The sequence below is a fragment of the Shimia haliotis genome (genome assembly GCF_900114415.1).
GTDB classification, from domain to species: domain Bacteria; phylum Pseudomonadota; class Alphaproteobacteria; order Rhodobacterales; family Rhodobacteraceae; genus Shimia; species Shimia haliotis.
Window position 1 is genome coordinate 498,075 of record NZ_FOSZ01000001.1, and the last position, 25,666, is coordinate 523,740.

The 25,666-nt window shown below is 59.2% G+C and carries 25 protein-coding genes; 13 read left to right on the top strand and 12 right to left on the bottom strand.

What is annotated here, in order from left to right; all coding sequences use genetic code 11:
• Positions 1-17: 17 nt before the first annotated feature.
• From BM069_RS02440 to BM069_RS02480, 9 genes are all read left to right on the top strand, one after another.
• Entirely contained in the window at positions 18-896 is an 879-nt protein-coding gene (locus BM069_RS02440) for a lysophospholipid acyltransferase family protein (protein WP_093319788.1), read from the top strand.
• Positions 897-911: 15 nt separating this feature from the next.
• A complete protein-coding gene (locus BM069_RS02445; protein WP_093319791.1) occupies positions 912-1,724 on the top strand; it encodes a glutamate racemase in 813 nt (270 codons plus the stop codon).
• Between the two features lie 105 nt (positions 1,725-1,829).
• A complete protein-coding gene (gene argC, locus BM069_RS02450; protein ID WP_093321249.1) occupies positions 1,830-2,858 on the top strand; it encodes an N-acetyl-gamma-glutamyl-phosphate reductase in 1,029 nt (342 codons plus the stop codon).
• Between the two features lie 29 nt (positions 2,859-2,887).
• Complete coding sequence (gene ccmE, locus BM069_RS02455) at positions 2,888-3,337, top strand: cytochrome c maturation protein CcmE (RefSeq protein WP_093319793.1); 450 nt, start codon at positions 2,888-2,890, stop codon at positions 3,335-3,337.
• A 141-nt stretch (positions 3,338-3,478) separates the two neighbouring features.
• Positions 3,479-4,090 carry a holin-associated N-acetylmuramidase gene (locus tag BM069_RS02460; protein ID WP_093319796.1) on the top strand — a complete coding sequence of 204 codons (612 nt, stop codon included), beginning with the start codon at positions 3,479-3,481 and terminating at the stop codon, positions 4,088-4,090.
• Positions 4,081-4,602, top strand: coding sequence for a holin family protein (locus BM069_RS02465; RefSeq protein ID WP_093319799.1), 522 nt, complete (start codon positions 4,081-4,083; stop codon positions 4,600-4,602). Before BM069_RS02460 ends, BM069_RS02465 begins: the two co-directional genes overlap by 10 nt.
• A gap of 79 nt (positions 4,603-4,681) precedes the next feature.
• Positions 4,682-6,655 carry a heme lyase CcmF/NrfE family subunit gene (locus BM069_RS02470; protein WP_093319803.1) on the top strand — a complete coding sequence of 658 codons (1,974 nt, stop codon included), beginning with the start codon at positions 4,682-4,684 and terminating at the stop codon, positions 6,653-6,655.
• Between the two features lie 2 nt (positions 6,656-6,657).
• On the top strand, positions 6,658-7,116 hold the full coding sequence (locus BM069_RS02475) for a cytochrome c-type biogenesis protein (RefSeq protein ID WP_093319805.1): 459 nt from the start codon (positions 6,658-6,660) through the stop codon (positions 7,114-7,116).
• A 62-nt stretch (positions 7,117-7,178) separates the two neighbouring features.
• Positions 7,179-7,955, top strand: a complete 777-nt coding sequence (locus BM069_RS02480; RefSeq protein WP_093319808.1) for an enoyl-CoA hydratase-related protein — start codon at positions 7,179-7,181, stop codon at positions 7,953-7,955.
• Between the two features lie 7 nt (positions 7,956-7,962).
• Here BM069_RS02480 and BM069_RS02485 read toward each other — a convergent pair whose 3' ends face one another.
• The 3 genes from BM069_RS02485 to gltA form a co-directional block, all read right to left on the bottom strand.
• Positions 7,963-8,469 carry a DUF2087 domain-containing protein gene (locus tag BM069_RS02485; RefSeq protein WP_093319812.1) on the bottom strand — a complete coding sequence of 169 codons (507 nt, stop codon included), beginning with the start codon at positions 8,467-8,469 and terminating at the stop codon, positions 7,963-7,965.
• A 198-nt stretch (positions 8,470-8,667) separates the two neighbouring features.
• Positions 8,668-9,498 carry a calcium-binding protein gene (locus BM069_RS02490; RefSeq protein WP_093319817.1) on the bottom strand — a complete coding sequence of 277 codons (831 nt, stop codon included), beginning with the start codon at positions 9,496-9,498 and terminating at the stop codon, positions 8,668-8,670.
• A 247-nt stretch (positions 9,499-9,745) separates the two neighbouring features.
• Complete coding sequence (gene gltA / locus BM069_RS02495; protein WP_093319820.1) at positions 9,746-11,041, bottom strand: citrate synthase; 1,296 nt, start codon at positions 11,039-11,041, stop codon at positions 9,746-9,748.
• Between the two features lie 659 nt (positions 11,042-11,700).
• Here gltA and BM069_RS02500 point away from each other — a divergent pair.
• Positions 11,701-13,746, top strand: a complete 2,046-nt coding sequence (locus BM069_RS02500; RefSeq protein ID WP_093319823.1) for a ComEC/Rec2 family competence protein — start codon at positions 11,701-11,703, stop codon at positions 13,744-13,746.
• Here the strand turns inward: BM069_RS02500 and lexA are convergent.
• The 7 genes from lexA to BM069_RS02535 form a co-directional block, all read right to left on the bottom strand.
• Positions 13,743-14,450, bottom strand: a complete 708-nt coding sequence (gene lexA, locus BM069_RS02505; protein ID WP_093319826.1) for a transcriptional repressor LexA — start codon at positions 14,448-14,450, stop codon at positions 13,743-13,745. The genes BM069_RS02500 and lexA overlap by 4 nt on opposite strands.
• Before the next feature lie 192 nt (positions 14,451-14,642).
• Positions 14,643-15,818 (bottom strand): molybdopterin molybdotransferase MoeA, encoded by a 1,176-nt coding sequence (locus BM069_RS02510; protein WP_093319828.1) that lies wholly within the window; start codon positions 15,816-15,818, stop codon positions 14,643-14,645.
• Positions 15,815-16,291: a cyclic pyranopterin monophosphate synthase MoaC gene (gene moaC / locus BM069_RS02515; protein ID WP_093319830.1), complete on the bottom strand. Its 477-nt coding sequence runs from the start codon at positions 16,289-16,291 to the stop codon at positions 15,815-15,817. The genes BM069_RS02510 and moaC overlap by 4 nt, the downstream gene beginning before the upstream one ends.
• Complete coding sequence (gene trpC / locus BM069_RS02520) at positions 16,291-17,103, bottom strand: indole-3-glycerol phosphate synthase TrpC (RefSeq protein WP_093319832.1); 813 nt, start codon at positions 17,101-17,103, stop codon at positions 16,291-16,293. Before trpC ends, moaC begins: the two co-directional genes overlap by 1 nt.
• Complete coding sequence (locus BM069_RS02525; RefSeq protein ID WP_093319835.1) at positions 17,100-17,780, bottom strand: uracil-DNA glycosylase; 681 nt, start codon at positions 17,778-17,780, stop codon at positions 17,100-17,102. The genes trpC and BM069_RS02525 overlap by 4 nt, the downstream gene beginning before the upstream one ends.
• Entirely contained in the window at positions 17,777-18,796 is a 1,020-nt protein-coding gene (gene trpD / locus BM069_RS02530; protein ID WP_093319837.1) for an anthranilate phosphoribosyltransferase, read from the bottom strand. Before trpD ends, BM069_RS02525 begins: the two co-directional genes overlap by 4 nt.
• Entirely contained in the window at positions 18,793-19,386 is a 594-nt protein-coding gene (locus BM069_RS02535; protein WP_093319840.1) for an anthranilate synthase component II, read from the bottom strand. The genes trpD and BM069_RS02535 overlap by 4 nt, the downstream gene beginning before the upstream one ends.
• A gap of 167 nt (positions 19,387-19,553) precedes the next feature.
• Here BM069_RS02535 and BM069_RS02540 point away from each other — a divergent pair, with 167 nt between their 5' ends.
• Positions 19,554-20,891, top strand: coding sequence for a divergent polysaccharide deacetylase family protein (locus BM069_RS02540; protein ID WP_093319842.1), 1,338 nt, complete (start codon positions 19,554-19,556; stop codon positions 20,889-20,891).
• Between the two features lie 141 nt (positions 20,892-21,032).
• Positions 21,033-21,833, top strand: coding sequence for an alpha/beta fold hydrolase (locus BM069_RS02545; RefSeq protein ID WP_093319845.1), 801 nt, complete (start codon positions 21,033-21,035; stop codon positions 21,831-21,833).
• Positions 21,834-21,904: 71 nt separating this feature from the next.
• Here BM069_RS02545 and BM069_RS02550 read toward each other — a convergent pair whose 3' ends face one another.
• Both BM069_RS02550 and BM069_RS02555 read right to left on the bottom strand, forming a co-directional pair.
• The gene (locus BM069_RS02550; protein ID WP_093319847.1) at positions 21,905-23,056 is read right to left on the bottom strand and encodes a lytic murein transglycosylase; all 1,152 of its coding nucleotides are present in this window, start codon (positions 23,054-23,056) and stop codon (positions 21,905-21,907) included.
• A 123-nt stretch (positions 23,057-23,179) separates the two neighbouring features.
• Positions 23,180-25,141 carry a bifunctional 2',3'-cyclic-nucleotide 2'-phosphodiesterase/3'-nucleotidase gene (locus tag BM069_RS02555; protein WP_093319850.1) on the bottom strand — a complete coding sequence of 654 codons (1,962 nt, stop codon included), beginning with the start codon at positions 25,139-25,141 and terminating at the stop codon, positions 23,180-23,182.
• A gap of 211 nt (positions 25,142-25,352) precedes the next feature.
• Here BM069_RS02555 and BM069_RS19735 point away from each other — a divergent pair, with 211 nt between their 5' ends.
• Positions 25,353-25,529: a hypothetical protein gene (locus BM069_RS19735; protein ID WP_170846653.1), complete on the top strand. Its 177-nt coding sequence runs from the start codon at positions 25,353-25,355 to the stop codon at positions 25,527-25,529.
• Positions 25,530-25,666: the final 137 nt, after the last annotated feature.

The window sequence follows — 25,666 nt, forward strand, 5'->3', positions numbered from 1 at the left end:
CCGCAAGAGCCTATGCCATGACCCACGATCCTCATGTCGCCCGCGATATCAGCTACGCCTATTCCGCACAGACCAAAGGCGGGCGCGCCATGATCCGCGTGATGGAAAATGCCACGGGACGGATCGGTTTGATCAAACGCGCGGCGGGCTATGAGGAAGAAGTCGCCGCGGGGCAGGATTTCTGGGCGGTGATGAAGGATCGCTACGGGCTGACGCTGGATGTGGTGGGCGGATCTTTGAGCAATATCCCGACCGCGGGGCCACTGATTATGATCGCCAACCATCCTTATGGTATTCTGGACGGGCTGATGATGGGTCACATCCTGAGCCAGGCGCGCGGCGATTTTCGCATTCTGGCCAATTCGGTTTTCAACAAGGCCGAAGATTTGAACCGGATTGTTCTGCCGGTCAGTTTTGACACCACCAAAGAGGCGGTGAAGCTCAACCTCAAGACCCGCAAAACGGCGCTGGATTACCTTGGTCAGGGCGGGGCGATGGGGATTTTTCCTGGCGGCACGGTCAGCACGGCGGCGCGGCCCTTTGGCATGCCGATGGACCCGGGCTGGCGCGGGTTTACGGCGCGGATGGTGGCGAAATCGGAGGCTGCTGTAGTGCCGGTATTTTTTGACGGCCACACCAGCCGGCTTTTTCAGATTGCCAGTCACTTGCATATGACGTTGCGCATGGGGTTTCTGATCCGGGAATTCAAAAAACGCGTGGATGCGCCTGTGCGTGTGGCCATCGGCAAACCTTTGCCCTCGGATGCGCTCAAGAGCCGCGCCGGAGACACCAAGGCGCTCATGGACTTCCTGCGGGACAGCACGTATTCTCTGTCCCCGACGCCCATTGCTAACACGGGCTATGGGTTTGAGTTCGAAGAAAAATATCGCGCATAAGCGCAGAGGTGTGGTGTGGCAGTTGGAATCTTTGACAGTGGCTTGGGCGGGCTGACCGTTCTGGATGCGGTGACGAAGCGGTTGCCGGATGTGCCGTTTGTGTATTTTGGCGACAACGCGCATGCGCCCTATGGGGTGCGGGATGCGGACGATGTTTACGCTCTGACAACCGCAGCCGTTGAGCGCATGTTTGGGGCCGGGTGTGATCTGGTGATTTTGGCCTGCAACACCGCCAGTGCGGCCGCTTTGCGCCGTATGCAGGAAAGCTGGATACCGCACGACAAACGGGTGCTGGGCGTTTTTGTGCCGCTGATTGAGGCGCTGACGGAGCGCAGCTGGGGCGACAACAGTCCACCGCGTGAGGTTGAGGTGAAACATGTGGCGCTTTTTGCAACGCCTGCCACCGTGGCGAGCCGCGCATTTCAGCGTGAGCTGGCGTTTCGCGCGATTGGTGTGGATGTCGAGGCGCAGGCCTGTGGTGGGGTGGTGGATGCCATTGAAGATGGCGACATGATCTTGGCTGAGGCCTTGGTGCGGTCTCATGTGGATGCGCTCAAGCGTAAGATGCCTGACCCGCAGGCGGCGATTTTGGGCTGTACGCACTATCCGATCATGCATGACGCCTTTCAGGTGGCCTTGGGGGAAGACGTGAGCGTCTATAGCCAAGCCAATCTGGTGGCGGAATCGCTGGCGGACTACCTTGAACGACATCCGAAAATGGTCGGGGCGGGCACCGAAAGCAAGTTCCTCACGACAGGGGACGTGCGCAAGGTTTCGGACCGTGCGACGCAGTTTTTGCGACGACAAATCACATTTGAAGCGGCGTAAGGGCGCAGGCCCTCGCAATTTCCACAATTTCTGATTAATTAGCCTCGAAAAGCGGGGCGGCCTGTGCGGAGTGCGCCGGCCATGCAAAAGGACGAGGTCGAGAACATGACCCACAAAATCGCAATTCTAGGTGCAAGCGGCTATACCGGTGCCGAACTGGTGCGTTTGATTGCCACCCATCCCAGCATGGAGATAGTCGCCTTGTCGGCGGATCGCAAAGCCGGCATGGAAGTGGCTGCGGTGTTCCCGCATTTGCGCCATCTGGACCTGCCGACGCTGTGTAAGATCGACGAGATTGATTTTGACGCGGTAGATCTGTGTTTTTGCGCGCTGCCGCATGCGACTTCGCAAAAAGTTATCAAAGCCTTGCCGACCAATGTAAAAGTGGTCGATCTGAGCGCGGATTTCCGGCTGCGTGACCCTGAGGACTATGCCAAGTGGTATGGCGGTGAACATGACGCGGTTGAGTTGCAAAAAGAGGCTGTTTACGGCCTGACGGAATTTTACCGTGACGAGATCAAGGCGGCGCGTTTGGTGGCGGGCACTGGCTGCAACGCGGCGACAGGGCAGTTTGCCCTGCGGCCCTTGATCGAGGCGGGTGTGATTGATCTAGACCAGATTATTCTGGATCTGAAATGTGCGGTCTCCGGCGCGGGTCGGTCGCTTAAGGAAAACCTGCTGCACGCGGAGCTGAGCGAAGGCTATCACGGCTATGCGGTGGGCGGCACGCATCGGCATCTGGGTGAGTTTGATCAGGAATTCTCAGCGATTGCAGGCCGTCCTGTGAAGGTTCAGTTCACGCCGCATCTGGTGCCGGCGAACCGGGGTATTCTGGCGACGGTTTACGTGCAGGGGAATGCCGAGGAAATCCACGCGACCCTTGCGGGGGCCTATGGCGAGGAGCCGTTCATCGAGGTGCTGCCGTTTTGCGAAACACCGAGTACACGCCATGTGCGGGGCTCGAACTTTTGCCACATTGGCGTGACTGGCGATCGGATCGAAGGCCGTGCCATTGTGATTGCGGCGTTGGACAACCTGACCAAAGGATCAAGCGGACAGGCGTTGCAGAACGCCAATCTGATGCTTGGAGAAGACGAAACCGCAGGATTGATGCTGGCACCGTGCTTCCCGTAATGTGCGCCAAACGCGTAGGAGTGTGAGAGATGAAGAGCCTCAAGAAAACGCGCCGGATTCAGGTGATCGTTTTGCTGTTTGTCGCGTTGGGCGTGTCCACCGCATTGATCGGAACCGCGATGAAAGACGGCATCAACTTTTTCCGATCACCATCGCAGGTCGTTGAAGAGCCGCCCAAGGCCAACGAAGTGTTCCGCATCGGAGGCCTTGTGGAAGAGGGCACATTGGTGCGCGGCCAAGGCGACACGGTGTCGTTTTCTGTCACCGATGGCGGCGCGTCCGTGCCGGTGACGTTCACGGGGATTTTGCCGGATCTGTTCAAGGAAAACGAAGGCATGGTTGGCACGGGTTCGTATGTGAACGGGGTGTTTGTTGCGACCGAGATCCTGGCCAAACACGATGAGACATATATGCCGAAAGAGGTTGTGGATGCGCTGAAGGAACAAGGCGTTTATCAGGAGCCAGACGCGGACTCTTAAGCGTTTTCAAATGTTTGCAATGAAGGCCCGTGACAATTGTCGCGGGCCTTTTGCGTAAAGGCAACGGCCGCGCACGGTGGGGCGCCATGGTCTTAACTTGTCGCTTCCACTCTGAACGCGAGGCAGAGAGAGGAGGCGGCCATGTTGGATGTGAGAGCCATTGCGCGAGAAATCGTTGCCCGCGAAGGCGGGTATGTGAACGATCCCGATGATCCGGGCGGGGCGACGAAATACGGGGTGACTATTGGCACGGCGCGGGCGCTGGGGCTGGACACGGATGGAGACGGAGATGTGGATGTGGCCGACATTCGCGGTCTGACCCGCCAAGACGCGGAAGCGGTGTTTCTGGAGCATTACTTTGCCCAGCCAGGCATAGGCCAATTGCCTGAGACGCTTCAGGCCAGTGTTTTTGATATGTATGTCAATGCGGGGCGCAACGCTGTGAAGATATTGCAGCGGTTGCTCGGTCAGATGGGGCAGGCAGTGGCCGTGGATGGCCGGATCGGGCCACAGACTGTGGCGGCGGCAAAGGCGGCGGCGACGGTGTCACCGCGGCATCTGGCGGATGCTTACGGGATCGCGCGGCGAAACTATTACCTTAAACTGGCGGATGCGCGGCCAAGCCTGCGCAAGTTTGCCCGGACGCGAAAAGGCGGCAAGGGCGGCTGGATAAAGCGGGCGGAGGAGTTCATCTCGCAGCGCTATCACCTGAGCGACGCGGAGTTTGGTCGGAGGGTTGCCAAATGGGGCTGATTGGCAAGGTTCTGACGCTGATATTCGGCGGCGGGCGCAATGTGGTGCGCGAAACTGCCGAGGTGTTTCGGGAAAACGCAGAGGCAGGTGCCAAACGCGCGCAGGATGTGCAGATCGCGGCAATGGACGGGTTTAGGGCTGAGTTTCTGCAAGGTCCGCGCGGCATGTTTGACCGCGTAATGGACGGGGTGAACCGCCTGCCGCGGCCGGCGATGGCTTTGGGGTGTCTCGGGCTGTTTGTCTCGGCGATGGTTGATCCGGTGTGGTTTGGGGCGCGCATGGCGGGGTTGTCGCTGGTGCCGGAGCCGCTTTGGTGGTTGTTGGGGGTGGTGGTGAGTTTTTATTTCGGCGCGCGACATCAGGCCAAAGGGCAGGAATTTCAACGCCAAATCGCACAATCCATGGCGCAGGTGCCTCAGGTTGTCGAGGCGATCAATAGCGTGCGCAGCGTTGAGGCGCCAAAGGACGCAAACGCTGCCTTGGCCGCGTGGCAGGCGGAACGGGTAGGGTAGGCAAATAGCCGCAACTTTGTGAACGGGTTGGTCGGCGAATCCCGTTGGCCGCCCGCGCCGGTGCGCGTATAGTCCGGCCATGATAGTTGAACTCGGCCATTTCGCTCTGATCCTCGCCGCCGTCACCGCTGTGGTGCAGGCAATTGTTCCTCTTATTGGCGCGCAGAAACGCTGGCCCGCCTGGATGGCGGTTGCCGAACCTGCGGCGGGGCTGCAATTCCTGTTCACCGCCTTCAGTTTCGCCGCTCTTACCTATGCCTTTGTGACTTCGGATTTCTCGGTGGGGCTGGTGATTTCCAACTCTCACACGTTGAAGCCGATGCTGTACAAAGTCAGCGGAGTTTGGGGCAACCATGAAGGCTCGATGCTGCTTTGGGTGCTGATCCTGACGCTGTTTGGCGCCTGTTTGGCGTGGTTCGGGGGCAGCTTGCCACCCGGCATTCGGGCGCGGGCTTTGGCGGTGCAAAGTGCTGTGGCGGTTGCGTTTTTTGCCTTTATTCTGTTCACATCCAACCCGTTTGAGAGGGTGCTGATCCCGCCGTTTGACGGGCAAGATCTGAACCCGCTTTTGCAGGATGTGGGCCTCGCTCTGCACCCGCCGTTTTTGTATCTGGGGTATGTGGGCCTGAGCATGGCGTTCAGCTTTGCGATTGCGGCCCTGATCGAAGGTCGGGTGGATGCGGCATGGGGCCGTTGGGTGCGTCCGTGGACGCTCGCGGCGTGGATTTTCCTGACCATCGGCATCGCCCTGGGGTCTTGGTGGGCCTACTATGAGCTTGGCTGGGGCGGTTTCTGGTTCTGGGATCCGGTTGAGAATGCGTCCTTTATGCCGTGGCTTTTGGCGGCGGCGCTGTTGCACTCTGCGATTGTTGTGGAAAAGCGCGAGAGCTTGAAAAGCTGGACCATTCTGCTGGCAATCATGGCGTTTGGCTTTTCGCTGATTGGGACATTCTTGGTACGCTCGGGCGTGATCACATCGGTCCATGCATTTGCCAATGACCCGGAGCGCGGCGTGTTTATCCTCGCCATTCTCGCGTTTTTCATGGGCGGCGGGCTGACGCTTTTTGCGGCGCGGGCCAATGCGATGGAGGCCAAAGGTGTCTTTGGCATGGTGAGCCGCGAAAGCGCGCTGGTACTTAACAACATCCTGTTGGCGGTGGCCTGTTTCGTGGTCTTTGTCGGCACAATCTGGCCCTTGGTGAGCGAGATGGCATTTGACCGCAAACTGAGCGTCGGGGCGCCGTTCTTTAACATGGCGTTCACACCGTTCATGGTGCTGCTTGGTGCGGCTCTGCCGATTGGCGCCATGCTGAGTTGGAAGCGCGCCAGCTTGCGCAAAGCCATCAAACCTTTGGTGCCTGCTCTTGTTTTGGCGCTGGCTCTGATGGGGCTGGCTTGGGCAATTCAGACCGAACGCACGCTTTTGGGCCCGATTGGGTTGTTTCTTGGCTCGTGGGTATTCTTCGGTGCCATTATTGATCTGATGTCGCGCACCGGTCGCGGAGATTTTGCAACCCGGCTTGGACGTCTGCGCCGCCTTCCGGGCGCCGATTGGGGCAAGGCGATTGCCCATGCGGGTCTTGGCGTGACGATGTTCGGCGTGGCCGGTCTGATGGCTTGGGAGCAGGAAGATATTCGTGTGGCCTATGAAGGCGAAACCTATTCTCTGGGTGCCTATGAGTTCACGTTGTTGGACGTGCGCGAAGAGAAGGGGCCGAACTTCTTTACGACCAAAGCGGAAATTGAAGTCACCAAAGGCGGAGCGCCTGTGACGATGTTGTATCCGGAAAAACGCGTGTATCCGGTGGCGGGTATGCCCACCACCGAAGCCGCCATTGATTACCGGTTGTTCCGCGATGTGTACCTCGCGCTTGGAGATGCGCAGAATGACGGTGGCCATACGGTGCGGGCCTATATCAAGCCATTCACCAACTGGATCTGGTTTGGCTGTTTCATGATGGCATTGGGCGGCTGTTTCAGCTTGTTTGACCGACGCTATCGCGTGGCTGCGGGTGCGCGCAAGGCGCCGAATGCGGGGGTTCCAGCAGAATGAAAATGCTGAATTGGATTGTGGTGGCGCTGGCCGTCGGGTTGGCGGCGCCAGCCTTCGCGGTGCAACCGGAAGAAATGCTGGATGATCCGGTGCTGGAAGAACGCGCACGGGAGATTTCTCAGGACTTGCGGTGCCTTGTGTGCCGCAACGAGAATATTGATGATTCAAATTCGGAACTGGCCAAAGATTTGCGTCTTTTGGTGCGGGAACGATTGACCGAAGGCGACAGCAACGAGGAAACCGTGGATTTCATCGTTGACCGGTTTGGTGAATACGTCCTGTTGCGGCCACGCACAGGAGGAACCAATCTGGTTTTGTACCTTGCGGGGCCGTTGATGCTCTTGCTCGCGTTGGGTGTCGCGCTTAGCTATGTGCGGACACGGTCCAAAGCGCCGGCAAAGACCGAAGCAGGTCTGTCAGATGAAGAGCAGGCGCGGTTGGATGAAATCCTGAAAAAGTGACGTCGGGTCGGACTGGGAGCGGCCCGCAGTCAATGCAAGAAACGGGCAGGACGGAGGGAAAAATGCAATATCAAACAATTTCTTATGAGGTGACGGACGGCATTGCGGTTGTGACGCTGAATCGGCCTGATACCTACAACGCCATGACACAGCAGATGCGGGCGGAGATCACCGACGCGGTGTTGACGGCCGGACAAGACGCGCGTGTGCTGGTTCTGACCGGTGCAGGCAAAGCATTTTGTTCTGGTCAGGATCTGGGCGATGCGTCGGATGCGACGAACATGAATCTTGAGCGCACATTGCGCGACGAATACATGCCGATGATCCGCGCGATCCGTGAAAGCAAGATCCCGACGATCTGCGCCGTGAACGGGGCAGCGGCAGGGGCAGGGGCCAACCTTGCGCTGGCGGCGGACGTGGTGATCGCAACCGAAAGTGCGTATTTCCTGCAAGCCTTTTCGCGCATTGGTCTGATGCCGGATGCCGGTGGCACCTATGAGTTGCCGCGCTCGATGGGCGCAGCCAAGGCGATGGGCGCCGCGTTGTTTGCCGACAAGATTTCCGCGCGTCAGGCGGATCAGTGGGGCATGATCTGGGAAGCGGTTGCGGACGGTGAGTTTGAAGCTGTCTGGAAAGCGCGAGCCAAACATTTGGCCGAGGGGCCGACCTTGGCCTATGCCGAGATCAAAGCCGCCATTCAGGAAACCTGGGGCAACGACTGGACCGGTCAGATGGAACAGGAAGCCAAGCGTCAGGGCAAGCTGGGTTCCACGCGCGATTTTCAGGAAGGTGTTGTGGCATTTCTGGACAAGCGCCCCGCGACATACGAGGGGCGCTGATCCTTCTTTAGCGGCTTTTCAGGCGATCCATGAGGGCCAGCGCATCCTGCGTTGGCCTTTGTTCTATGCGCCTATAGGTGCGCCCGTCGATGGTTCGGGTGGCCAGTTTGTGGTCGATCAGAGACCGACGCAAAAGCACATGATCCCCGAACGTCAGACCGGGTTTGAGGATCTCGTTCACCTCTTTCTCGGTCATGTCCTGATGGGCAGGCATGCGCGCCCAGAAGGGCCAGAGGCAGAGCCCCTGCACTTTGGTCCATTTCGGCCAGCGGATCATGCGGCCCTGATCGTCAAACACCCGTAGGGCGCGTTTGAGCGCCAACTCATCCAGTTCTGGGGTTTTTGGCTGTTCGGCCTTGAGATGTTGGTGATTGCGATAGCCTGCGGCCTTGGCGACCATTGCAAGCATGGCAGCGTGGCCGGGAAAGGTGTCTGTTTCAGACAGGGATTTTCGCAAAGCTTTGGTGAAGGCCGAAACGTCGGCCACATAGAGAGGGGTCACGTCCTGAGACATGGGTACATCCTTTGACAGAAGTGCCAACCTCGGGAAGCCGAGGGTCGATGGCCGCCCTTGTCGACGGCACAAAACAAAGGTGCTGTCGAAAGGTGTTATCGCAGGTTTAGCAAAGTCAGATGACCGGCGGCGCCTGGGTGAACTGCGGACCCTGCGCAAGGCATAGGATGCAATTCCTCTTTTGGCAAGACTTTGGGTTTAGCCGACTTCCACGAGCTGAATGTCACTTGCCGACAGGCGGGGCAAGGCGCCGCCTTCGTTTGACATGTTGCGGGCAATCAATTCCCCGTTGGCATAGATGTTGTCGATCAGGCCAAAGCCTTCGTCAGAGGTGTCGACGGTGATTGTGGGGGGCGGGTTGCCTGCCGCATAGCGCACGACGATCACATCATCTGCGGGGGTATAGTCCTCGATCACCGGCGCGCGATCCGCGTCGTTGATCCATTCGCCCAGCTCGAAAGTGTCGTTGCCCTGTCCGCCTTCGGCGGTGTCGCCTTCGCCGATTAACAGATAGTCGTCGCCGCCCTTGCCGTTCAGATAACTGCCAGGCTCCTGATCTTCGGGTGGTTCATACGTGAAATCGGCAACGGGTTGGCTGTTTAGCAAGGCGAGAATGTCACTGGCGGTTGGCACGCGATTGAGGGTTTCCGCGCCGATCAGCAGGTCGTTTCCGCCCCCGCCCACAAGGTTGTCGGCGCCGTCCGAGGCCAGCAATGTGTCGTCGCCATCGCCGCCGCGAAGCGTGTCATCGCCGTCCCCGCCCACCAGAAAGTCATCGCCCTCACGCCCCTTGAGGATATCATCGCCATCCCCGCCGAGAAGGATGTCGTCGCCGCCAAGTCCGGTGATGTCGTCATCGCCGCCGCGACCGTCGATCAGATCTGTGTCGCCGCGGCCGAACATGGTGTCATCGTCCTCGGTGCCTTCGTTTACTTCAACCGCGCTGGCAACCCCTCCGTCGTCGTCTCCAAAACCGCCGGAGACCGCCGCCAATAGGCCAACAGACAACAACAAACCCACCAACATCATTGCAATAACTCCCTAAAATGTCTGGCACCGGTTTCCGCGCGGACAAATTCCGTGCTGCGCTAAAGTTTTGCGCTCTGAACCGACTCGTTTCAAAAGTGGCAATTTTGTGGCGAGTGTGCTGCGTGGCGGATTTAAGTCAACAAAATCAACGTGAAATCGGCGGGAACCTATGGATTTCCATAGGCCGGAATCAAAGAAACCCGCGACAGTTTCCTGTCGCGGGCCAGATTGTTCAAAAACCGGAAAATTAGCGGTCTTCGATGTCGGTATAGCTGCGGGTGTCTTCGCCAAGATAAAGCTGACGCGGACGACCAATTTTGTGGGCCGGATCGGAGAGCTGTTCTTTCCACTGCGAAATCCAGCCGACGGTGCGCGACAGAGCAAAGATCGGAGTGAACATCGAGGTCGGGAAGCCCATCGCCTCGAGAATGATGCCGGAGTAGAAGTCGACGTTCGGGAACAGCTTTTTCTCGACGAAATAGGGGTCGTTCAGAGCAATGTGTTCCAGCTCTTTGGCGACTTGCAGCAGCGGATTGTCCTCGACACCCATCAATTCCAATACTTCGTCGGCGGACTGCTTCATCACCGTCGCGCGCGGATCCATGTTTTTGTACACGCGGTGGCCAAAGCCCATCAGGCGGAACGGATCGTTCTTGTCCTTGGCGCGCTCGATGTACTCGGGGATGCGGTCAACAGAGCCGATTTCCTTGAGCATCTCCAGACATGCCTGGTTGGCGCCGCCGTGGGCCGGACCCCAGAGGCACGCGATGCCGGCAGCGATACAGGCAAACGGGTTGGCACCGGACGAGGATGCCAGACGTACGGTCGAGGTCGACGCGTTCTGTTCGTGGTCCGCATGCAGGGTGAAAATGCGATCCATGGCGCGGCTGAGGATCGGGTTGACCTCATATTCTTCGGCCGGAACCGCAAAGCACATGCGCAGGAAGTTGGAGGCATAGTCCAGATCGTTGCGCGGATACACGAAAGGTTGGCCGATGGTGTATTTATAGGCCATCGCGGCAATCGTCGGCATCTTGGCGATCAGGCGGTGGGACGCGATTTCACGCTGGCGCGGGTCATTGATGTCGGTGCTGTCGTGATAAAATGCAGACATGGCGCCAACAACGCCGGTCATGATCGCCATCGGGTGCGCATCGCGGCGGAAACCGCGGAAGAAGTTGACCATCTGCTCATGCAGCATGGTGTGATGCGTGATGGTGTTTTCGAATTCTTCCAGTTCAGCAGCGGTCGGCAGCGCGCCATAAAGCAGCAGATAGCAGACTTCGAGGTAATGGGATTTTCCGGCCAGATCACCAATGGTGTAGCCACGGTGGGTCAGGATGCCTGCTTCGCCGTCGATGTATGTGATTGTGGATTCACAGGACGCGGTAGAGGTGAAGCCCGGATCGTAGGTGAAAACGCCCGCTTGTCCGTAAAGCTTGCGGATATCGAGCACGTCCGGCCCGGAAGTGGGGGAGTAGATCGGCAGATCGTAAGTCTCGCCCTCGATCGTGAGGGTGGCTTTTTTCTGGGTCTCAGACATTGCTGTTTTCCTTCTCTTCTTGCCAACGACTTGGAAGGGTCGCGGCGCTGTCCCTGCCGGTGCGCTTGGCCGCGGCTGGCGGTCAATCGCAAAGGCTTTGCGTATTGTGGCTGTGTCGCGCGGCGGAGTGCACCGCGCAGGCCTGCCCAAATCATCCCTAATCCGCCTGTTGTCCCGACCGGTCTGTGCGACGTGGCTCCTGCGGAGTTCACGGGCGTGTCGCAACCGATACAGGCGGTCTTGAAATCGACCGGGGAAACGGCTCTTAGTTCCTTGCGCGATGAGCTAGCATTTTGCAGATGCGGCGTCAATTCTTCCTGTATACAAATGAATACCGAAGCGGCGTTTTGAAGCGGTGCCCATCCGACCGTGATTTGGCCCATTTTGACAGAAAATTTCGAATATTCAACGAATTATGGCGTGTTTCCGGATCGCTCATCGGGCCCTGTGAAACCCCTCCGTAGAAATACGGGGCCATGACCTTGGGTCAAGTTCGCGCGAGGAAAAGCAAACAAATTGACGGATCAATTGCAGCAGCGCAGCAAAGCGGACGGGGTGAGGAGACTTTGCAAGCCTCATAGAGTTAATAAGTGCGTTAATGGTTCAGTAACCGTGCCGCCATAAACTCCTTGTTTCAGCCAGAGAGTGAGGCGGCGGCGATGCGCTTTCTCAGCCAGTTCAGAACTGCTTTGCTGGAGCAGCACGGGCATCTGTTCAATTGGGTGCCTGTCTGCCTTGGCGGGGGCATCGGGCTCTACTTTTTGTTGCGGTTTGAGCCGCCTGTCTTGGGTCTATGGGGCGCGGGAGGGGCTGCTGCAGCCATGATGGTGCTGGCGCGCGGGCGTTCGCCGGATATGGCGGCTGCGCTGCTGTGTCTGGCATTGGTGTCCGGCGGATTTGCGATTGCGGGCGCGCGGGCACATCTGGTGGCGGAACCGGTTTTGACCTTTCGATACTATGGTCCGGTGGAGGGGCGCGTGGCCGGCATAGACCGATCTTCGTCCGGCGCCGTGCGTTTGACCTTGGAAGAGGTGGTTCTGGAACGGATTGCCCCCCAGGCTACGCCGCATCGCGTGCGCGTGTCGCTTCATGGTGGGCCGGTGGGCACAAATCCCAAACCGGGTATGCTTGTCGGCACAACCGCGTTTCTGTCGCCGCCCAATGGTCCGGCAGAGCCGGGGGGCTTTGATTTCAAAAGACATGCATGGTTTCAGCAACTTGGCGCCATCGGCTATAGCCGGGTGCCCCTGGTCGCCCTGCATCCTGACCTAGTAGCAAATCCGGTTTTTGCCTTTCGTATGCGTCTGTCGAGCGGCATTCAGGCGCGCATGCCACCGGAGGTGGCCGGGTTTGCGGCAGCGGTAACAACGGGGGACCGATCTGCGATTCCCGAAGACGTGCTGGAGGCGCTGCGCATCGCCAATCTGGCGCATCTGCTGGCGATTTCGGGTCTGCATATGGGCCTCTTGGCGGCCGTCATTTTTGCCGGTGTCCGCTTGGGACTGGCGATGGTTCCGGCGCTGGGGTTGCGGCTGAACGGTAAGAAAGTGGCGGCAGTGGCAGGGTTGGTGGCCTCGGGCTGCTATTTGTTGCTGTCGGGGGGCAATGTGTCCACACAACGGGCGTTTGTGATGACTGCGGTGATGCTGGTGGCGATTCTGCTGGATCGCCGCGCGCTGAGCCTTCGGGCGGTGGCGGTGGCGGCGACCCTTGTGTTGTTGCTGCGGCCCGAAAGCCTGTTGGGTCCCGGATTTCAGATGTCATTCGCCGCAACCACGGCATTGGTGGCGGTGTTTGGCGCGCTGCGAGACCGACAGATTGGATTGGGCCCGAAATGGGCGCGGCCCGTGAGTGCGGTGTTTTTATCCTCATTGGTTGCAGGGCTGGCGACAGCGCCGTTTGCGGCGCTGCATTTTAACCACCTTGCGCATTATGGCTTGCCTGCGAACCTGTTGTCGGTGCCGGTCATGGGCACAGTGGTTGCGCCGTCTGCGGTCATGGCTGCGGTGCTGGCGCCGCTCGGGTTGGAGGCTTTCCCACTTTGGGTCATGTCCAAGGGATTGGCGTGGATACAGGGAGTCGCGCGTTTTTTCAGCGCTCTTGATGGCGCGCGAAGCTTTGTCGTGAGTCCTATGGGTGCGGTGTTGCCGATCCAGACACTTGGGGCGGTGTGGCTTGTTTTGTGGCGCAACGCGGCGCGGTGGATTGGCGCCGCGGTTGTATGTCTGGCCGTCGGACTGTGGGCGCGCACCGAGAGGCCGGATGTGTTGATCTCCCAAAGCGGCGGATTGGTTGGGGTCGCTCTGGCAAATGGGCGAGCTTTGTCCAAACCAAAAGGAGACGGCTTTGTTGCGCGGGTCTGGTTGGAAAATGACGGCGTGAAGCCAGATCAGGAGAGCGCCTCAAGGCTTTGGAAAAAAAAGGGAAATCCAATCCGACCGACATCAGTGGGCAAGAACGGTGTCCTGTTTCATCTGTCGGGAAAGCGGGCGCTGGCCGCGTTCACGGGATGCGACGCCAACGACATTTTGGTGATGACCCAAAAAAGCCCGCGCAAGTGGCCATGCAAGACCTTTGATCGCGAGTTTCTGGATCAGCACGGCTCAGTGGCAATTTCGTTCGAAGGCGACACCGCCAAAATCACAACAGCCCGTGAGGTGTCGGGTCAGCGACTTTGGCACAGGCCGCTGACACCGCAAGATTAATAGGTGCGGATCAAGCCAACCAATTTGCCTTGCACTTTGACTTTGTCTTCGGGGAATACCCGTGTCTCATAAGCAGGGTTTGCGGCTTCCAGCGCGATAGAAGTGCCGTTGTGGTGGAACTTCTTCAGCGTCGCTTCTTGATCTTCGACCAAGGCCACAACGATGTCGCCATTGTCGGCGGTTGTGGTCTCGGAAATGATCACCACATCGCCGTCGTTGATGCCCGCATCGATCATGGAATCACCTTTGACTTCAAGCGCATAGTGGCTGGACCCAGGGGCGAGCATCTGACCAGGAACCGCGACGTGGTGGTCGACGTGGCTTATGGCCTCGATCGGCACGCCGGCTGCGATTTTGCCCATGACGGGCAGTTCGCGGGCATGCAGATCGACACGGTTCGTGCCAAAATTCGCCGGTTCCGAGCTTGAGGGGTGCGGACCGTCAATAACACGCGGTTCAAATCCCGCGGTTGTGGGGGCACCGCCCATGCTTTCGGGCAGTTTCACAATTTCGATGGCGCGGGCGCGGTGGGCGAGACGGCGAATGAATCCGCGTTCTTCGAGCGCTGTGATCAGACGATGGATACCGGATTTTGAGCGCAGATCGAGCGCGTCTTTCATCTCGTCAAAGCTTGGCGGCACGCCGTCGCGTTGCAGGCGGGTATGGATGAATTCCAACAGATCGAGCTGTTTTTTGGTTAACATGGGACTGCTCCCCCTTGTGGCCGTTTTTCCGGTGCGAAAGCGCGGATTGTGCCGCACATTTTCGGTGGATATTGCCATATGTTCTAGTCATGTTCTTGTTTTGTGTCAAAACTTTTTGCGAACATAGCGGAAACATGCATGCGGTGCCGGTAGAGATACCTCCCTCAAGATGTTGAGATTTCAGCATTAACGCTAAATCGGAAGGAATCTCACCGATGTTCCCTTGGCCATGCGCGGGGCATTGGGGGGTGCAATCAGCAAGGCGTTGGCGGTGCTGAGAACCGTCAACAAGCTGCTGTCTTGATTACCAAAAACGCGGATTTCGCCTGCGTCCACCTTGGCGCGCATATAGTGTTGGCGCGGGCCGTTGGCGGCAAGGTCATGGGCAAGGGTGGCCGTTTGTTCGATCGGCGCGGCTTGTCCTAGACCCAGCATGGCGCGGATCACAGGCAGGACAAACACCTGTCCGCAGACCATTGCGGAGACCGGATTGCCTGGCAGTCCGATCATCATGGCGCCGTTGGCAAGTTTGCCGGCCATCAGAGGTTTTCCAGGGCGCATGGCAATTTTGTAGAAACTGCGCTGCATACCGAGATCTGCCGCCACTTTGCCGACCAGATCGTGATCGCCCACAGAGGCACCGCCGATTGTGATCACCAGATCGGCATCATCAATCAGCGAGAACGCCGTGCGCAGCGAGCTTTCGGTATCGCGGGCGATGGGCAGGAGGCGGGCTTCGCAGCCGGCATCGCGCAACATCGCCTGGAGGCCAAAGGAGTTTGACGCGATGATCTGGTCGGGGCCGGGGTTCTCTCCGGGCATGACAAGTTCGTCGCCGGTGGCCATGATCGCCACCTTTGGGCGGCGGGTCACAGTGACGTTGCCGATGTTCATTGCCGCCAAAAGTGCGACGTCGTTGGGGCGCAAAAGGCGTGGGGCGGCAATGGTTTGGCCGACGGTGAAGTCGCCGCCAGCAGGGCGGATGTTGGTGCCGCTGCCAAGCCGGTCGGTGATGGTGATTGTGTCGCCGTCGCGGTCGATGTCTTCCTGAATGACTACGTGGCCTGCGCCCTCGGGCACGGGTGCGCCGGTGAAAATGCGCACGGCCTGACCCGCGGCAACGGACCCGTCAAATGCATGTCCAGCGGCGGCCTCGCCGATGACTTTGTAAGATGCTCCGGCGACCACGCCTTGGGCGGCAACCGCATAACCGTCCATCGCGGAGGCGGAGAAGGGCGGTTGGTTGCGGGTGGCGGCAACTGCTTCAGCCAACACGCGGCCATTGGCTTGCGTCAGCGGCACGGTTTCCGTGGGTAAAGGAGTTGCGAGTTCAAAAAGGTGGTCGAGGGCTTCTGAGACGGAGATCATTTGGCTTCGAACCGTCCCGATTTGCCACCGTCCTTGAGGATCACGCGGATGCCGCCGATTTCCATTTTCTTGTCCACGGCTTTGGACATGTCATAGACGGTCAGCGCAGCAACGTTCACTGCGGTCAGCGCTTCCATTTCGACACCTGTCTGACCGGTGGTTTTCACGGTCGCCTCGATGCGGACACCGGGAAGGGATGCGTCGGGCACGAGTTCCACCGCAACTTTGGTGATCGGCAGAGGGTGGCAGAGCGGGATGAGGTCAGAACATTTCTTGGCCCCCATGATGCCGGCAAGGCGGGCCACGCCAAGAACGTCACCCTTTTTGGTGCGACCTTCTGAAATAATTTCAAAGGTTTGCGGCGCCATCTTCACCCATCCTTCGGCGGTGGCGACACGGCTGGTGGCGGCCTTATCGGACACGTCCACCATATGGGCGTCGCCCTTGCCGTCAAAATGCGTCAGGCCGCTCATCACATTGCCCCCGTGGTCAACGGGTTGGCAAGGATGTGGCGTGTGGCTGCTGTGACGTCGTCCTGACGCATCAGGCTTTCACCGATCAGGAAGGTGCGCGCGCCGTAGCGGGCCATATCTGCGAGCTCTTCCGGTTTGTTCAGGCCGCTTTCACATACGATCAGGCGGTCGGCTGGCACCTGTTTGGACAGGATGCGAGTTGTATCCAGTGTGGTCTCAAAGGTTTTGAGGTTGCGGTTGTTGATGCCCATCAGCGGTGATTTCAGAAGGCTGGCGCGTTCCAGTTCTTCGGCGTCGTGAACCTCAAGAAGTACGTCCATTTTCCAACCGAATGCGGCGTCTTCCAGTTCCTGAGCCTGCGCGTCTGACACCGACGCCATGATGATCAGAATACAGTCCGCCCCAAGGGCGCGGGCCTCGGCGACCTGATAGGTGTCATACATGAAATCCTTGCGCAGAGCGGGCAGGTTGGTGGCAGCCCGCGCTTGCGTCAAAAAGCTCTTGTCGCCCTGAAAGCTGGGGGTGTCGGTGAGCACGGACAGGCATGTTGCGCCGCCGGCCTCGTAGGCTTGCGCGAGTTCCGGAGGGTTGAAGTCTTCGCGGATCAACCCCTTGGATGGACTTGCTTTTTTGACTTCGGCGATCAGGCCATAACCGGTACGGGAGGCCTTTTGCAAGGCATCGGCAAAGCCGCGGGTGGGGCCGGCTTCACGGGCTTCTGCCTCTACTGCTTCCAGCGGTTTGGCGGCTTTGTCGGCGGCCACTTCTTCAAGCTTATAGGCTTTGATCTTGTCCAGAACGGTCTCGGTCATGCGTCGGTCCAGTTGATTGACGGCTCGCCGCGCGCGGCCAGCCAGCTATTGATGCGGGAAAACGGTTTTGATCCAAAGAAACCGCGCCGCGCCGACAAAGGCGAAGGATGGGCGGTTTCAATCATCAGATGCCCGTTTTCAGGGTTAGTGCCATCATTAGGCGATGAAATGTGTGGCGCAAGGCTTTGTGCCTGTTTTCCCCAAAGAACATAGGCACAGGGTTTGGCCGACGTTGCGTTCAGCACCTGATGGCTTAGCCGTTGCCAGCCAAGATGTTTGTGCCCGTTGGCCTCGCCGGCTGGGACTGTGAGAACGGTGTTCAGAAGCAGCACGCCCTGATCTGCCCAAAACCGCACATCTGCGGTCATCGGGGCTTGGCCGATGTCGTCAATCATTTCTTTGTAGATGTTGGCCAGAGAGCGCGGCAACGGGGTGACATGTGGCTCAGCGGAAAAGGCCAGACCGTGGGCGTGTCCAGGTGTCGGATAGGGGTCCTGGCCGAGGATCACAACGCGCACTTTCGCAAGTGACGTGTGTTGGAATGCGGCAAAGATCCGATTTTCTGGCGGAAGGATATCACGCGGATCGGCGTCGAGTTGGGCGGCAATGGCGGGCAGGTCGTCCGTGAAAAACGGAAGATCTGCCCAATCGCCAAGGTTGGCCGTCGACAGGATCATGCCGCCGAGGTGATGGCGGCGAGGGCTTCGACCTTGGATTTTGCCGCGCCGGAATCAATGCTTTCACGTGCCTTTTCAACGCCTTCGCGCAGATCGCTTGCCGCGTCGGCCACGACAAGCGCGGCGGCAGAGTTCAGCAGAACCGCGTCGCGATAGGCGTTCTGTGCGCCATCCAAAAGCGCGCGGAACGCATTGGCGTTGTCTTCGGGAGTGCCGCCAACGATGGCCTCAAACGGGTGTACAGGCAGGCCCGCGTCCTCGGGGTGAAGTTCCACGTCTTTCACGCTGCCGTCACGCTCCAGCGCCGAGACCCAGCTTACTCCGGTGATGGTCAACTCATCCGTGCCGTCAGAGCCGTGTACCAGCCATGCGCGCTCGGATCCGAGCTTGCCAAGCGTTTCGGCCATCGGGCGGATCAGATCACGGCTGAAAGCGCCGGTCAGCTGGCGTTTCACGCCCGCCGGATTGGTCAGCGGACCAAGTATGTTGAAAATCGTGCGGGTGCCGAGTTCGGCGCGGGTCGGCATCACATGAGCAATCGCCGGATGGTGCATGGGCGCCATCATAAAGGCGATACCACAGGTTTTCAGCGCCTTTTCAACAACATCAGGTCCCACCATGACGTTGATGCCCATCTGGGTTTGCACATCTGCGGTGCCGGATTTGGAGCTGAGGTTGCGGTTTCCGTGTTTGGCGACCGGCACGCCCGCGCCGGCGGTGACAAATGCCGTGGCGGTGGAAATGTTGAGCGTGTGTTTGCCATCGCCACCGGTGCCCACAATGTCGATCGCCCCATCAGGCGCGGAAACTGCGTTGCATTTGGCGCGCATCACGGCGGCCGCCGCCGCGTATTCGTCAACGGTTTCACCGCGGGTGCGCAGCGCCATCAGCAGGCCACCGATCTGGCTTGGCGTGGCTTCACCCTCAAACAGAATCGCAAAAGCGGTTTCGGCCTCGTCGCGAGTGAGCGGGCGTTCGGCGGCGGCCCCGATCAGGGGCTTGATTGCGTCGTTCATGCGGCTGCGCCTTCTTTTTGCGGCATCAGGTCGAGGAAGTTCTGAAGCATTTTGTGGCCATGTTCGGAGGCAATGGACTCTGGGTGGAACTGCACGCCTTGGATGGGCAGGTCGCGGTGCTGAAAGCCCATGATCACGCCATTGTCGAGTTCGGCTGTGATTTCCAGACAGTCAGGTAGAGTGTCGCGGTCCACCACCAGAGAATGATAGCGTGTGGCCTCAAACGGCGTGGGCAGGTCTTCGAACAGACCTTTGCCGGTGTGGTGCATGGTGCCCATTTTGCCGTGCACGATCTCGTCGCAGCGCACGACCTTGCCGCCAAAGGCCTGACCGATGGTCTGATGTCCGAGGCACACACCCATCAGGGGCGTGCGGGTTTCGGCGGCGGCTTCGGTCAGGGCAAGGCAGATGCCTGCCTGATCAGGATCGCATGGGCCGGGAGACAACAGGATACCCGCCGGATTCATACCCATTGCATCCTGTACAGTCAGTGCGTCGTTGCGCCAGACCTGTACGTCAGCGCCCAATTCGCCCAGATAGTGGACGAGGTTGTAGGTAAAGCTGTCGTAATTATCGATCAGGAGCAACATTTTGCATCTTCCGTGACTGTTGTGCGAAACAGGGTGGAGGCCGGGGCCTTGGTCGCGGTATACATGTTCAGGCTTGGGCCAGAGGGTCAAGGGGTGCACAGGCATGAAAGCCCCCTCAGAGACACAAAGAGCACGGGCTGGGCAAAGAGAATTGAGAGGCGACGGGCATGGTGCGCGGAATTTTGTCAGGGATCATCTGGGGTGTTGTGGTGGTTGGCGGTGTGCTGGCGGTCGCGTCGCTATTGGCGCCTTTGCCAGCAACGGTTGCACCGCAGACCGAAGCGGCGGTTGGCACTGAGGGGCAGACCAGCGCGGCGGCGGCAAACGCGCCTGCGGCCGGTGGGGCCCTAGATGCCGACGTGGACGAGGCGATGGCAAGCGAAGTTGCCCAGGCTGAGGGCGGCGACGAGCCGGTCCTGAGCAGCACAGATTCGGCGCCGAAACCGGAAACCGGTGGCGGGGATGCCAGTTTGACGGCACCTGTTGCACCAGAGGGTGGCAGCGGTGTCGACGTGGGCAGCCCTGATGCGACTGCCGTTGAAGAGGAATTGTCGATCTCGACGAATCCGCCGCAACCGCAGGCTCCTCTGGTGGCAGAAGACAGTGCCTTTCCAACAGAAGACTCGTCGCTTTCGGTGACGGACCCCGCGCCGACGCCGGAGGCGGAGGATGTGACTCCAGAAGCAGAAGAGGTGGCTCAGCCAGCAGACACAGAGGTGGCGGGGCAGTCGCTCCTTAAGCCTGCCGGATCGCTGGTGGAGGACAATGAAGAGCGCAAATCTTCGCGGTTGCCCAGCGTGGGTGATGGCACAGATGACGGTGTGGCCGGTGCCAGCAAACCCTTTGTTGCCAATGCCGAACCCTTTGAAAATGTGGATGGAAAACCCATTATGTCGATCGTCCTGATCGATGAAGGCGCATCGGTCAATCTTGAGGCGCTGGCAGGATTTCCCTATCCACTCAGCATTGCGCTTTCGACCCTTGATCCTGACGTGGCCACCAAGGCCGCGCAATACCGCGCGCAGGGGTTTGAAGTGTTGGCCATGGTTGATCTGCCGGCTGCCGCGGGCGCGGCTGATGTAGAGGTCGCAATGCAGGCGCACTTGACTGTGTCCTCTGATTTCGTGGGTATCATGGAAGGTGTGGGCGACGGTCTGCAGGGGGCCAAAGTGGTCAGCGATCAGGTCACGGATGTGGCGCTGAACGAGGGCTACGGTCTGGTGCTGTTCTCGCAGGGGCTCAACACGGCGCAGAAGCTTGCGGCGAAAGAGGGCGTGCCCAGTGCCAGCGTGTTCCGCGATTTTGACGGCAAAGGTCAGAGTGCGATTGTGATCCGGCGTTTTCTGGATCAGGCGGCGTTTAAGGCACCGCAGGAAAACGGCGTTGTCATGGTTGGGCGTTTGCGTGACGACACGATTTCGGCCTTGGTGCTTTGGGGCTTGCAGGATCGCGCGGGCACCGTTGCATTGGCGCCGGTATCGTCGGCATTGAGCACCTTGAACTGAGGCGGGAAACCCTGTCGGTATCCTGTCGGTAACGCGTCGGTGTTTATTGGTGCGGTGTTTACGTGGCGTCCGGCCTTGGGAATTTGTGTACATACCAAGCGCGATGGCTAAGCTCTTCTTCATGGGAAGAGGAGACTGGCCATGCCGTATGCCGACCTGAACGGAGCGCATATCCACTACACCGACACAGGCGGGGATGGGCCCGCTGTGGTTTTCAGCCACGGATTGCTGCATCACGGCGGCATGTTTGCCGCGCAGGTGGCGCATCTGGAGGATCGGTTTCGGGTGATCACCTTTGACCATCGCGGTCAGGGCAAAAGTGGTGTCACCGAAGGCGGCTATGATCTGGACACGCTGTGCGAAGATGCAGCGGCGTTGATCAGCCATTTGGGCGCGGGGCCGTGTCACTTTGTCGGGCTGTCGATGGGGGGCATGGTTGGAATGCGGCTGGCGGCGCGGCGGCCGGAGCTGGTGAGAACGATGGTGCTGCTTAACACGTCGGCGGAACAGGAACCGGCATCCAACCTGCCCAAATACAAACTGATGGCTTTTTGTGCGCGGTGGCTGGGTCTGGGATCGGTTGTCGGTGGGGCGATGAAGTCGATGTTTGGCGAGACCTTTTTGAATGACCCTGATCGGTCGCAAGAACGGGCGTATTGGCGGCGGTCAATGGCGTCAGGAAACCGGATCGGCGTCACGCGCGCCGTGGCTGCGGTGTTTTCCAGAGACAGTTGTGAAGCGTTGCTGGGACAGATTGATGTGCCGGTCGGGATCGGTGCAGGCGCGGAAGATGTGGCGACCGTGCCGGAGAAATCCGAAAGAATTGCGGCCGAGATCACCGGCGCAGAGCTTGTGATTTTCCAAGGCGCAGGACATTCCAGTACAATCGAAACACCGGATCAGGTGAACGCCCTGATTGACGCGACAGTCGCGCGGGGGTGAGGGCAAAATTCGCTGCGAGAATTTGCCCCGCTTGTTTGCGGCCTAGACGTCTGCGCCCTGAGATAGGACCGTCAGGCCAGAGATTTGAGCAGGGACTGTGATGGGTCGCCCGTGGGTTCAAGGCCAAGGCTGCGTTGATAATCGGCGATCGCGGCGCGGGATTTTGGCCCCAAAACGCCATCTGCGCCGCCGGTATCAAACCCGCGGGCGGTCAGGCGCGTTTGCAGGGCGATGCGGTCATCCTTGGTCAGCCCGTATTGGTCGGGCGGGAACGCTGTATGCAAAGGGCCTGCGCCGCCGATACGGTCTGCCAAATGGCCGACGCCAATCGCATAGCTGTCGGAGTTGTTGTAACGTTTGATGGCTTTGAAGTTGCCGGTCACGGCAAAGCGCGGGCCGCCAGCTTGGGGCTGGATCACGTTTGAGGCGCTTTCGCTTGCGCGCAATTCGCGGCCCCACTTGGTGCCACGAGACCAGCCGTTCTTTTGCAGGTAGGCCGCGGTCGAGGCCAGCGCATCGGATGGATCATCGGACCAGATGTCACGGCGTCCGTCGCCAGTATAGTCCACCGCGAAGGCCTGATAGCTGGTCGGGATAAACTGAGTGTGGCCCATGGCACCGGCCCAACTGCCGGTCATACGGTTCACGGTGATGTCGCCGTTTTGCAGGATCTTGAGCGCGGCGATGAGTTGTTTTTCATAAAACGCCCCGCGACGTCCGTCAAAAGCCAGCGTTGAAGTGGCGGAAATCACCGGAATGTCGCCCTTGCGCTCGCCATAGTAGCTCTCAAGCCCCCAGATCGCACAGATGATTTCGGCGTCCACGCCGTAGGATTGTTCGAGGTTTTGCAATGTGGTGCGGTGCCTTGAGAAGGCGGCGCGCCCTTTGGTGATGCGTTCATCAGAGGCGGCAATGGAGAGGTAATCTTCGAGTGTGCGGGTGAATTCCGTTTGGTTGCGGTCACGCTTGATCACGCCGGGCAAATAGCCGGTGTCACGGAACGCGGCGTTGAGTGTGCTTTCGGTGATGCCCTGCGACAGCGCGCGTCCACGGAAGCCTGCAACCCACGCCGCATAGTCGCGGTTCAGTTGCGGCTGCAAATCCGGCGGCAGTGATTTGGGGCCGGCAATGGCGGCTGTGGAGGTGGTGGACAGCGTGCTTTGGCAGGCGCTGAGGGTCAGGGCGGCGAGGCCGAAGGTGACATTGCGACGGGTGATACTCATGAAACTGCTCTTGTTTGCCAAGTTTGTTGGTGAGCAGTTTGGCAGAGAAATGGGCGAGGGGGAATGCTGGAAAAGGAAAGGGGAGCCCGAAAGCTCCCCTTTTGACTTTGGATTTGCGCTGGGTCAGAGATCAATGCGGAACCGAGCGAACCCGTCGGGGCCTTCGCCAGCGGGCGCGATGGTCACGCCTTCAACGTCTGCCGCGTAATCCGCCGCTTTGGGGCCGGTATCAAACAGGACCGATGTGCCAGGTAGCGGTGCGAAGGTCCAGTTGGCGTCGGCGCGCGGGCTGATTGTGCCCTTTTCCACGATATAGCGCACGATCACGTCGCGGTTGGTGTCAGGGCCTTCAAACACCACTGTGTCGCCCATGGCGCCGGGGAATTTGCCACCACCGCCAGCGCGGTAGTTGTTGGTCGCAACGATGAATTCCGCATTCATATCAAGAGGTTTGCCGTCAAACATCAGGTTCACGATGCGGTTGGCATCCGCGTTCACGAGGTTGCCCTTGGGGTCAAACATGGATGGCTGACTGAGGTCGATCTGGTAGGTCACGCCGTCCATCACATCGTAGTTGTAGGACGGGAAATCAGGGTTCAGCAGCACCTGATCTGCCTTGCCCGCCTCGACCTGATTGAAGATACCGGCAGAGCGTTCGAGCCAGTTCTTGACCTCTTGGCCGGTCACGCGCACCGCACGCACCGTGTTGGGGTAGAGATAGAGATCAGACACGTTCTTGATCGCCACATCACCTTTGGCCACATCGGTATAGTACTCGGGCCCACCACGACCACCGGCCTTGAAGGGCGCTGCGGCAGACAGGATCGGCAGGCCTTCGTGTTCGGTGCCTTTCATCATCTGCTCGATGTACCAAAGCTGAGCAATCGACACGATCTGAACGGAAGGGTCGTCAGCGACCAGCGCAAAATAGCTGTGCAGAGGTGCGTCGGTCTTGCCCACGGCACGTCGCACGTAAGCCAGTGTGGCATCGTGTTCGGCCTGAACCGAGGCGAGAACGGTTTCCTGACTGTCCACCAGCGCGGTGATCGAGCGGTCCTCGTTGCGTTTGGAGATCGGGCGGGCCTCAGAGGTGTGGCTGACGATTTTCCATTCGTTGCCGGAGCGTTCCAGCATCAGGTCAATCAGGCCCAGATGGCTGCCCCAGAAACCGCCCATGGCGGCCGGTTTGCCCATCAGGGTGCCGTTGGCCACGTCTACGCCTGCCATGCCGTCATAGGCGGAGGAGGGGAAAACACGGTGGTGGTGGCCGGTGAGAACAGCGTCGATGCCGTCAATCGCGGCGAGCGGGACCGAGGCGTTTTCCATTCCGTCGCTGTGATCGGCCGCGCCAATGCCGGAGTGGCTGAGCGCGATGATCAGATCGCAGCCTTGTTCTTTCATCACCGGAACATAGGCCTTGGCGGTTTCGACAATGTCGCGCGCCATGACGTTGCCCTCTAGGTGGCGACGGTCCCAGTTCATGACTTGTGGCGGCACAAAGCCGATGAGGCCGACTTTGATCGGGTGTTTCTCACCCGCACCATCGGTCACTTCGCGGTCCATGATCACGTAAGGCTTGATCAGGGTTTTGTCCTGCGTCGGGCTGCCGCCCATTTCGAGCGCGACGTTGGAGCAGATCACGGGGAAATCGGCGCCTGCGAGCGACTTCATCAGAAAGTCGATGCCGTAGTTGAATTCGTGGTTGCCTAGCGTTGAGGCATCAAACCCCACGGCGTTCATCGCTTGAATCACAGGGTGCATGTCGCCTTCTTTCATGCCCCGCTCATAAGCGATGTAGTCGCCCATCGGGTTGCCTTGAAGGAAGTCGCCATTGTCGATCAGCATGGAGTTGGTGGCCTCATCGCGGATGGATTTCACGATGGAGGCGGTGCGGGCGAGGCCCACAGTGTCGCGTGGTTTGTCGGCGTAGTAGTCATAGGGAAAGACATGCACGTGCAGGTCGGTGGTTTCCATGATCCGAAGGTGAGCCTGATTTGTGGCTGCGTGGGCGGAGAAAGGGTGCACGGCGATAAAGCCTGCGGTGGCGCCGAGGAAATGACGGCGGGATAGGGTGAATTGGGACATGGAACCCTCGCTAGTGTTGAAACAGGTGGGCGTCTGGGCTTGGCCGACGCGTATGATCTTGGGGTAATACGGGAAGTGTAACACCAGTTTGACCGACTGGACAAATTATCATGATGCTGTGCGCAGCCTTTGGTCACTTGCAAAACGTGGCCCGTCTGTCACGGTGGGTACAAGGCCAACGTGGATGATCGTCAATGGGGGACCTAAGATCATGAAATACGTTCCAAAAGAAACCACCGATGATGACCTGATCCAGCAGTATCTGGACAAAGGCGGCAAGGTCAGCAAGGGCAAGACCAAGCCTTTGGCCTATGATCTTGGTATCAGCAAAGGCACATGGGGCAACAAGCTGACCAAAGAAGAGAAAGAGGCCAAAGGCTTGAAATAAGCGTCAGTGGATTGGTTCAGCGTCCAGATCGATTGACGCCGGACGTTAGCCTGCTTCTTTGATGATCTTGGTGTCAAAGGCTGACAAGCAAAGCCGGTGAAGGCTCTGGCATCGGGCACCGCGACGTCTTGTGTTGC